The organism is Nocardiopsis sp. TNDT3 (assembly GCF_003427465.1).
Lineage (GTDB): Bacteria > Actinomycetota > Actinomycetes > Streptosporangiales > Streptosporangiaceae > Nocardiopsis > Nocardiopsis dassonvillei.
Map to the genome: position 1 here is coordinate 1 of NZ_QPFC01000796.1, position 9,146 is coordinate 9,146.

Annotated in this window: 9 protein-coding genes; 8 read left to right on the forward strand and 1 reads right to left on the reverse strand. The window is 72.4% G+C overall.

Annotation, left to right across the window (positions count from 1 at the left end):
• Positions 1 to 90 precede the first annotated feature (90 nt).
• The 4 genes from DQW06_RS19530 to DQW06_RS19545 all read left to right on the forward strand — a co-directional run bounded on the left by DQW06_RS19530 (position 91) and on the right by DQW06_RS19545 (position 3,315).
• A complete protein-coding gene (locus tag DQW06_RS19530) occupies positions 91 to 618 on the forward strand; it encodes a low molecular weight protein-tyrosine-phosphatase (RefSeq protein ID WP_026337862.1) in 528 nt (175 codons plus the stop codon).
• A gap of 23 nt (positions 619 to 641) precedes the next feature.
• Positions 642 to 1,568, forward strand: coding sequence for a fructosamine kinase family protein (locus DQW06_RS19535; protein ID WP_013151500.1), 927 nt, complete (start codon positions 642 to 644; stop codon positions 1,566 to 1,568).
• Between the two features lie 279 nt (positions 1,569 to 1,847).
• Complete coding sequence (locus tag DQW06_RS19540) at positions 1,848 to 2,540, forward strand: haloacid dehalogenase type II (RefSeq protein WP_013151501.1); 693 nt, start codon at positions 1,848 to 1,850, stop codon at positions 2,538 to 2,540.
• Positions 2,541 to 2,937: 397 nt separating this feature from the next.
• Positions 2,938 to 3,315, forward strand: a complete 378-nt coding sequence (locus DQW06_RS19545) for a VOC family protein (protein WP_013151502.1) — start codon at positions 2,938 to 2,940, stop codon at positions 3,313 to 3,315.
• Positions 3,316 to 3,526: 211 nt separating this feature from the next.
• On the opposite strand, the gene DQW06_RS19550 is transcribed toward DQW06_RS19545, so the two are convergent.
• A complete protein-coding gene (locus DQW06_RS19550) occupies positions 3,527 to 4,459 on the reverse strand; it encodes a zinc-binding dehydrogenase (protein ID WP_013151503.1) in 933 nt (310 codons plus the stop codon).
• Positions 4,460 to 4,607: 148 nt separating this feature from the next.
• Between DQW06_RS19550 and DQW06_RS19555 the strand changes: the two genes are divergently transcribed.
• From DQW06_RS19555 to DQW06_RS19570, 4 genes are all read left to right on the forward strand, one after another.
• Positions 4,608 to 5,249 (forward strand): TetR family transcriptional regulator, encoded by a 642-nt coding sequence (locus tag DQW06_RS19555; protein ID WP_013151504.1) that lies wholly within the window; start codon positions 4,608 to 4,610, stop codon positions 5,247 to 5,249.
• 79 nt (positions 5,250 to 5,328) lie between these two features.
• Positions 5,329 to 6,420 (forward strand): Gfo/Idh/MocA family oxidoreductase, encoded by a 1,092-nt coding sequence (locus DQW06_RS19560; protein ID WP_013151505.1) that lies wholly within the window; start codon positions 5,329 to 5,331, stop codon positions 6,418 to 6,420.
• Between the two features lie 115 nt (positions 6,421 to 6,535).
• A complete protein-coding gene (locus tag DQW06_RS19565; RefSeq protein ID WP_071621407.1) occupies positions 6,536 to 7,903 on the forward strand; it encodes a four-carbon acid sugar kinase family protein in 1,368 nt (455 codons plus the stop codon).
• A 391-nt stretch (positions 7,904 to 8,294) separates the two neighbouring features.
• Positions 8,295 to 9,020, forward strand: a complete 726-nt coding sequence (locus DQW06_RS19570; RefSeq protein WP_117199069.1) for an Atu4866 domain-containing protein — start codon at positions 8,295 to 8,297, stop codon at positions 9,018 to 9,020.
• Positions 9,021 to 9,146 lie beyond the last annotated feature (126 nt).

Sequence of the window (9,146 nt, forward strand, 5' to 3'; positions counted from 1 at the left end):
CCCCTCCCGCTTCGCGCTGCCCCGCCCGGCCCGGCGAACGCGCGGGAGCCACAACACGTGGCCGCAGCGGTTTTTCGTTACGGTAAGGGCATGAGCTTGCCGGAACCGCGTGACCCCGCTGGTCCCTACCGCGTCAGTGTGGTGTGCCTGGGCAACATCTGCCGCTCGCCCATGGCGGAGAAGATCCTCGCCGCCGACCTCGAACGCGCCGGGATGAGCGACCTCGTGGCGGTGGACAGCTTCGGCACGGGCGACTGGCACGTGGGCGGCGGCATGGACCCGCGCGCGGCCTCCACCCTGCGCGTGCACGGATACCTCACCAGTCACACCGCCCGCCAGTTCGCCCACGAGGTCCTCGCCGACCGGGACCTCGTCCTCGCCATGGACCTGGACAACGTCGACGAGATCCGGCGCATCGTCGACGAGTACGGTGAGGAGTACGGGTTCGACATGTCACGGGTCCGCCTCTTCCGCTCCTTCGCGCCCGGCACCGGACCCAACCCGGAGGTCCCCGACCCCTACTACGGAGGCGACGACGGGTTCACCGCCGTACTCAACATGGTGGAGTCCGCGGCCAAGGGCCTCACCGGCGAACTCGTCACCCGGTTGAGGCGGTAGCGCGGGTGAGGGGGGAGCGGATCGTGCGGGACTTCGGAGGCGACGGCGGCGACGGGCACGGGGAGGGCCGCCGCAGGGACCCGGTCAACGGAACCATGGCCGAACGCCTCACCGTCCTGCTCGACCGCGACGTCAGGCGCGCCGCACGCGCGGGCAGCAGCCACGACTGGGACATCTACTACGCCGAACTCACCGACGGCACCCGCCTGTTCGTCAAGTCCCTCGTGCGCGGAGCCCCGCCCAACGGGGTGCTCACCGCCGAGGCGCGCGGCCTGGACTGGCTGGGCCGGACCTTCGGCTCACCCGCCGTCGACGTCGTGGCCTGGGACGACCGCATCCTCGTCCTGCCGTGGATCGAGGAGCGCGAACCCACCGCCCAGGCCGCCGAACGCCTCGGCCGCCAACTCGCCGGGATGCACCTGACCGGCGCCGACCACTTCGGCGCCGACTGGCCCGGCTACATCGGCCCCCTCACCATGGACAACACCCCCTCCCGGGACTGGCCGCGCTTCTACGCCGAGCAGCGCCTGCGCCCCTACCTGCGCCAGGCCCTGGACCAGGGCTCCCTCACCCCGTCCGACGGCCGCGTGGTCGAGAAGGTGGTCGACGCCGTCGCCGACCTGGCCGGAGAACCCGAGGAGCCCGCGCGCGTCCACGGCGACCTGTGGAGCGGCAACGTCCTCTGGCGGGCTCAGGACGCGGTGGTCATCGACCCGGCCGCGCACGGCGGGCACCGTGAGGCGGACCTGGCCATGCTGGCCCTGTTCGGCCTGCCCCACCTGGAACGGGTCCGCGACGCCTACAACGAGGTGGCGCCGCTGGCCTCCGGGTGGCGGTCGCGGGTCGCCCTGCACCAGCTGCACCCGCTGCTCGTCCATGTGTGCCTGTTCGGCGCCGCCTACCGCACCACGACCCTGGAGGCCGCGCGCACCGCCCTGCGCGGCGGCTGACCGTGTCGGCCGGTCTGGACGGTGTTCGGCCGTGCCGAGCGTCCCGTGTGTCGGCCGCTCCGCGTGCTGTTCCTCCTGCGGGGTGGCTGGGGCCGTGCCGACAGTCCGGTGCCGTCGGGACCGGGGGAACCGCTGGAGCCGCTGACCCCCTCCGGCGGGAACGGCTGGGGGGTCCCGCACTATGCTCGCCAACGTGCCAGGCGGATCGCTGAACCCTCCTGTAACTGAGCCCCCACACATTCCGGGTGGCGCAGCGGAGGAACCTAGGGAGCGCTTCTCGTGACTTCACCCTCCGACATAGACGTGATCGTCTTCGACGTTCTGGGGACCATGGTCGATGAGCCCGCCGGTATCGGGCGCGGCATCCGGACACTGCTCCCGGACATCGACGACGTGAGGGCGCGCGAGTTGGTCCAGGTGTGGAACAGGCATGTCGACGAGCAGCAGCAGGAGATCCTCGCGGGCCGCCGCCCCTACGCCAACAGCACGGTGATCGACCTCGAAGCGGCCACACGCGTCGCGGCCGAGGCCGGTGTCGACGACGCGGACGCGATCCGCTCGCTGGCGGCCTCCGCGCAGCGGTTGGCGCCGTGGCCGGACTCCGCCTCCGCGCTGGACCGGATCGCCTCGTACTTCCCGGTGGTCGGACTGTCGAACGCCAGCCACCCGGCGCTCACCCGTATCAGTGCACATGCCGGGCTCCGCTGGCACCAGGTGCTCTCCGCCGAGGACGCGCGCGGCTACAAACCCCATCCCGACGTGTACCGGCTCGCGATCGCGAACGCGGACTGCCCGCCGGACCGCCTGCTCATGGTCGCCGCCCATGCCTGGGACCTTCGGGGCGCGCAGGCCCTGGGTATGCGGACCGCCTACGTCGAACGCCCCGTCGGGGATCCTCCGCGCGCGACGGACCGCTTCGACCTGGCCGTGAAGAGCCTCGACGAACTGGCCATAAGCCTCAACGCGATCTGACGGCCCGAGAGCTCCGCCCCTTGAACCAAGGGTGTGGATTCCGGAGCCTGAGTTCTTGAATCGAGGGTCGAGGACCTGGGAACCGAAGCCTGGAGCCTCGAAACCTGGGACCGAGTGTCCGGTCTCCCAAGCCCGGTGACCCAAACCCGGATTCGAGGCTGTGGAAGCCGAAGCCCGGAACCTCGGACGGAGAGCCCGGGGAGCGGAGCCGGTGACCCGTGTCCGGCGGCCTGGACCGGCCCTATTCGGCCGGGTAGACCCGGCCGGGCGGTTCCCGGAAATTCCCTCGCTCCCGCTCGCCTCACCCGGTACGGTCTGGGAGTGCCGCCGCCGCGGAGTCCACGAGACCCGCGCGTGGCCACCCCGTCGGTTCCCACGAGGAGAGCAGGCTTCGTCCATGGCATGTCGTATCAGTGAACTCGTGCTCTCCTGCCGCGACCCCGAGGTGCTGGCGCGGTTCTGGTGCGAGGTCCTGGACTTCGTCGTGCTGGACCGCGAGGAGGGCTGCATCGAGATCGGGCCGCGTGAGGGGTTCGGCGGCCTGCAGCCGACGATCATCCTCAGCCGCACCGAGGAGCCGGAGAGGGCGAAACCCCGGCTGCACATCGACGTCAACGCCACCGACCGCGACCAGGACGCCGAGCTCGAACGCCTTCTCGCCGCCGGTGCCGTGTTCGCCGACATCGGTCAGAGCGGGGAGGAGCCCTGGCACGTCCTCGCCGACCCCGAGGGCAACGAGTTCTGCCTGCTCAGGGCCCGCCTCGACCGGCTCTGACGGCCTCCGTCCGCACCGGCGGCCAGCCCGCCTGCGTGGTCGCGGCCGGTAACGGCACCAGCCGCTCCCACCGTTCACCACCCGCCGCGCACCGGCCGGGCCGGACCCGCCGGAGGCTCGCCTTCCTGACGCCTACCGCCGAGGTCAGCGGGGGGAGTCCCCCGGCGGCCGCCGCGTGCGCCGGACACGGGCGGCGGTGGGCGGTAGGCCCTCACCCGGCGGTGAGCTCCAGAACGGCCTTGCCCCGCAGGCGGCGTTCGAGGAGGGCGGCCACGGCCTCGTCGGCCCGGTCCCACGAACCTCGCCAGGAGATCCCCGGATCGAGGTCTCCCGAGGCGACCCGACCGGCCAGCCAACCCAGGTCCCCGGCCGGAGCCACGCCGTTCTGGAGGTGGAACGCGGTGATGGAGCGGCTGTGCCGCCCGTCGTCCACGAGGAACGCGTCGAGCGGGAAGTGCTCGGGCTGCCCGGTCACGTGTCCGACGGCCACCAGGGTTCCCCCGGCGTTCAGCCTGTCGAAGGCCGTGACCAGCTGGGGGCCTCCGACACAGTCCACGACCCCGTCGAACAGGTAGTCGGGTTCCCCGGGTTGCGACACCACCTCGTGGGCGCCCAGGCCGCGCAGTTCGGCGCCGTGGGTCCGGGGTCCACCGGTGCAGGCGGTCACATGCGCGCCGCCCATGCGGGCGAGTTGGACCGCGTACCGTCCCACGCCACCGGTGGCCCCGGTGACCAGGATCCTTCTGCCGAGGAGGAACCCCACTTCGCGCAGGGCGCGCAGAGCACTGGTGGCCGCCACCGGGACGGTGCTGAGGGCTCCGTGGTCCGCGCCCTCCGGGGCGGCCCCCAGGGAGGCCGTGTCGACGGCGCGCAGTTCGGCCCAGCCCCCCGCCGCACCCAGGGTGACCACCGCGGTTCCAACGGCGGGGCCGGACCCGTCGGCGGCGGGGCGTTCCACGAATCCCGCGGCGTCCCACCCCGGCACGGTCCCGTCGGGCAAATGGGAGACGGTGGACACCTCGCCGAAGTTGAGGGACGTGGCGGTGACGCGGACCAGCGCCTGGTGCGGGGCCGCAACCGGTTCGGGGGCCTCTCCGAGTCGCAGGTGGTGGGGTGCGGTGCGGTCGACGACCAGGGCGCGCATGTCCGGGCTCCTTCGCGGGACGGGGTGGACGGGATCAAAATATGGCACTCAGAGGCATTATGCGTCAAGAGGCTAAAGCGTCCAAGGAGCCAAAGCTGCCAAGGGGCTATGGGCGTCGAGTGGCGGTCTGCTTCGGTACACTGCGGCCATGGCCAGCACCCGTCCCCGCCCCGCCGCCTCCGAGGAGTCCCTGCGCGAACGCAAGAAGCGCCGCACCCGCCGGGCCCTGGTCGACACCGCGCTGGAGCGTTTCACCCGGGCGGGGTACGACCAGGTCACGCTGGACGAGGTCTGCGCGGAGGCGGAGGTCTCCAAGCGCACCTTCTTCCGCTACTTCGCGAGCAAGGAGGAGCTGGCCATGGCTCCGTTGCAGGACCTGTGGGGGGCGTTTCTCCGGGTGCTGGAGGAGAAGGGGCCCGACGGCCGGCCCCTGGTGGAGCTGGCACGCGACGCGATCCTCGAAGCCGTGGAACACGTGGCCGACCGGGAGTGGACGCACGCCGCCCGGCTCAGCCTCAGCCTGGCCGGGAGCACCCCGGCGATCAGCGCCCACAACCTCCAGTTCTGCGAACGCACCACGGTCCGGGCCCTGGCCGTGCTGGGGGTCGGCGACCAGGGCGACCCGCGTTCGCGGCTCGCCCTGGACATGGTCGCCTCCGCGGCCCGGTACGCGCTGGCCGACTGGGCCGCCGCGCCGGGCACCCCCACGGTCCCCGACCTGCTCGCCCGGTACCGTCGGGCCTTCGACGCCCTGCCCGGCGGCCTCACCGTGTCCGCCCCCGAGCGCTGACGGCGTCCGCAGGCCGCGAGGGAACGGCACGTGCCGCCCGCCACCAGCGGGTCGGGGCGGCACGCCCTAGATTGGTGGCATGGCTGACGCACCCGAGGCACAGAGCACACCCGAACACGACGGCCCCGAACTGCACGTCGCCCTCATCGGTTACGGCAAGGGCGGTGAGGTCTTCCACGCGCCGCTGATCGACGCGGTTCCGGGACTGCGCCTGTCCGCGGTGGTCACGGGCAACCCCGACCGCCGCAGGGCCGCCGAGGCGCGCTACCCCGGCGTCACCGTGTACCCGAACGTCGCCGAACTGTGGGCCGACGCCGAGCGTTACGAGATCGCGGTCGTCACCACGCCCAACGACACCCACGCCCCGCTCGCCCAGGCCGCCCTGGAGGCGGGCCTGGCGGTGGTGGTGGACAAGCCCTTCGCCCTCACCGCCCTCCAGGCCCGGGAGCTCACCGACCTCGCGGACAAGCTGGGCCGGGTGCTCACCGTGTACCAGAACCGCCGCTGGGACGCCGACTTCCTCACCCTGTGGGGTCTCATCGAGGAGGGGAGGCTGGGCCGCGTACACCGCTTCGAGTCGCGGTTCGAGCGCTGGCGTCCCCAGGCCAAGGGCACCTGGCGCGAGAGCGGCGGGGTCGAGGCCGGGGCCGGGCTGCTCTACGACCTGGGCCCGCACCTGATCGACCAGGCGGTCAACCTGTTCGGCCCGGTCTCCTCCGTCTACGCCGAGATCGACGCCCGGCGCGAGGGCGTCAACGCTGACGACGACGTCTTCCTGGCCCTCGACCACGCCCGGGGCACGCGTTCCCACCTGTGGATGAGCGCGCTCACCGCCCAGGGCGGGCCGCGTTTTCGCGTGCTGGGGGACGAGGGGGCGTTCACCAGCCACGGCATGGACGGCCAGGAGGCCCGGCTGACGGCGGGGGAGCGGGCCGACGCCGACGACTGGGGCGTGGTTCCCGAGGCGGACTGGGGCGTGCTCGGGGTGGACGGCCACACCCGGCCGGTGCCCAGCGCGCGCGGCGCCTACCCGGAGTTCTACGCCGGGGTGCGCGACGCGGTCGGCGAGGGCGAGCCCCTGCCGGTGGACCCGCACGAGGTGATCCACGGACTGGAGGTCATCGAGGCCGCCCGGCGCAGCGCCCGCACGCGGTCGGTGGTCGACGTCTGATTCCCGGCTCCCGCGGGAGGCCCGGGCGCTCCCCGGACCGCCCGCATGGGCCTATGTTGGAAGGACCCGCCCCAGCTCGCCCCGGGGTTTCGCCGAACGCCGAAGGAGACGCACCGTGGCCCAGGTCCTCGTGGTCGCCGACGAACTCACCGGTGCCAACGCCACCGGTGCCCGGTTCGCCCGTACCGGGATGCGTGTGGCCACGGTGACTCCCGAGCACGTGAGCCGGGTCGTGGGGGACTACGACGTGGTCGTGGCCAACCTGGACAGCCGCCATGTTCCCCCCGAGCACGCCGCAGACCTGGTCACGGACGTGGTCGAAGCGGTGTGGCCGGTGGGGCTGGTGGTCAAACGGACCGATTCCACGCTGCGCGGCAACATCGGTGCCGAACTGGAGGCCACCTACGACGCCGTGCGCGAGCGCGTACCCGCCGGAACACGGGTGCGGGTGCTGTTCGTTCCGGCCTTCCCGAGTTCGGGGCGCATCACCGAGGACGGGTTGCAGTTCCTCAACGGGTTGCCGCTGGAGCGCACCGAGCTGGCCGACGATCCGCTGTGCCCGATGACCACCAGTTCCGTCGCCGACATCCTCGCCGTCCAGACCGACCTTCCGGTGCGCCACGTGCCCGTGCGGCAGGTGACGCAGACGATGCTCACCGCCGAACTGCTCGCCGGTGACGAGCCCGTGGTCGTGTGCGACGCGAGCACCGAGCAGCACCTGACCGACATCGCCGAGGCCGCGGCCGCCGCGCACCACGACACGGGGATCGTGTGGCTGGCTGCCGACCCCGGGCCCACGGGGGCGCTGTTGGCCTACGCGCTGCGGTTGAGGGGCCAGGCGGGTTCGCGCGGGCCGCTGCTGGGGGTGGTGGGCAGCACCACCGAGCTGACCCGGCGGCAGTTGGCCACCGTCGCGCGCACGGGCGCGGTGCGGTTCGTGGACCTGGACGCGGTGGAGTTCAGCGTGGGGGACCGCGCGGACGAGGTCGCCGAGCAGACCGCGCGGGAACTGTCCGAGCAGCTGACCTCCTCGGGCTTTCCGGAACTGTGCGTGCTGCGGGTGGTGACGCCCTCCGACCGGGTGCGCGAGCTGCCAGTCCAGGTCCGCGCGGAACTGCCCGGCCGGATCGCGCGGCTGGTGGCGGACGTGGTCAACGAGGTCGCCGACACCACGGGGGCGCACGCGCTGCCCAGCGGGCTGTACCTGACCGGCGGGGACCTGGTGGCGAGCCTGTTGGACGAGCTGGACGTGCACGCGTTCGATGTCGGGGGCGAGATCGTTCCGCTGACGGTGCACGGCCACCTGAGCGGGGGACCGCTGGACGGAACACCGGTGGTGGCCAAGGGGGGTCTGGTCGGGGACGACATCACCCTGGTGGAGTGCCTGACGAAGCTCCGGCGGGCGGTGCAGACCCGGTTGCACCAGGTGCACTCGGAGGTGTCGGAGCACGTGGTGCCGACGCCGCTGCGCGACACGGTCTGACTCGACTCGGCCGGGGGGGGGACCCTACCCATCGGGCTGGTCGAGGCCGCCGAGGCCGAGGTGGTGTTGCCGGTACTCTGCGGCCATGGTCTTTCCAGGGCCGGGCCCATCATCCGTTTTTCCTGTTTCTCAAGAAGTTGGGAGAACGGCTGCTTGCCGCTGGTAAGTTCGCAGGTCGTCGGCGCTCCCCGCGCACGCGGGGATGGTCCCTCGACACCGGCGTTGGGATACACGTCAGCCAGGTGCTCCCCGCGCACGCGGGGGTGGTCTGTTGACGCCATCCAGCCAGGGTGCGCGGCACCCAGGTGAAGCGCGGCCTGGTCACCCCTCCTTCCGTCACCGAGGGTGGAGAGCGTTCCCGAGACGCACCCACACCCTTCGGAAGTAGGCCATGAGCACCACGTTCTTCGACGAGGACCTGCTGAGGACCGTCGCCGCCGAGCCGCACCGCCCACTGATGTTCGTCAACGCCGCCGTGTACACGTTCGACCCGCTGATCGGCGACCTGACCGGTGCCGACCTTCTCCTGGACGGGAAGGAGATAGCCGGGGTCGGTACCGGCCTGCACACGGCCGCCGAGGACGACGGCGCGGTCGTCGTGGACTGCTCGGGGCTGACCGTCGTCCCGGGCGTGGTCGAGAACGACACCGTCGCCGGACTGCGCAGGAGCCCCTCCGACAGGGTCGGCACGCTGGCACCCGGGAACCCGGCGACCTTCGTCGTGCTCTCCGGGCACCGTCCCGGGACCACCGCGCTGGAGCAGGTGGTCTGGAGCCCTGAGCGAGCCGCCGCGGTCGTCATCGACGGCGAGTTCGCCCTGTTCAACGGCCGACGTCTGGTCGAGCCCCGGACCGAGCGGTTCCCGGGGCCGACGCGGACACCGGCGGACAGCCCGTACCTGGGGATGTGGATCGACGAGACGGGCTTCATCCACCAGGAACTGACCGCCGACGGCCGCTACGACGAGACGCGCGGCGGACGCCCCCACGCCTACCAGGGGTCGTTCTGGATCGAGGGGGACCGCATCGTCTACCGCGACGACCTGGGATTCTGGGCCTACGGCCGCTTCGCCGACGATGTGCTCCACCACGCGGGCTACGTCTTCCACCGCGGGTGAGCACACCCGCCGGACACGGGCCGCACCTCGCAGGTCAGCGGGGGGGAGGCCGCACACCGCCCACCGGCGGGGTCCTCGCCACGACGGCCCCGAGGCCCGGCCCCCGCGCGCAGACGTCGGGGGCCG

Coding starts and splice junctions, on each gene's coding strand:
- DQW06_RS19530 (WP_026337862.1), top strand. CDS start 91: ATGAGCTTGCCGGAACCGCGTGACCCCGCTGGTCCCTACCGCGTCAGT.
- DQW06_RS19545 (WP_013151502.1), top strand. CDS start 2,938: ATGGCATGTCGTATCAGTGAACTCGTGCTCTCCTGCCGCGACCCCGAG.
- DQW06_RS19550 (WP_013151503.1), bottom strand. CDS start 4,459: ATGCGCGCCCTGGTCGTCGACCGCACCGCACCCCACCACCTGCGACTC.
- DQW06_RS19555 (WP_013151504.1), top strand. CDS start 4,608: ATGGCCAGCACCCGTCCCCGCCCCGCCGCCTCCGAGGAGTCCCTGCGC.
- DQW06_RS19560 (WP_013151505.1), top strand. CDS start 5,329: ATGGCTGACGCACCCGAGGCACAGAGCACACCCGAACACGACGGCCCC.
- DQW06_RS19570 (WP_117199069.1), top strand. CDS start 8,295: ATGAGCACCACGTTCTTCGACGAGGACCTGCTGAGGACCGTCGCCGCC.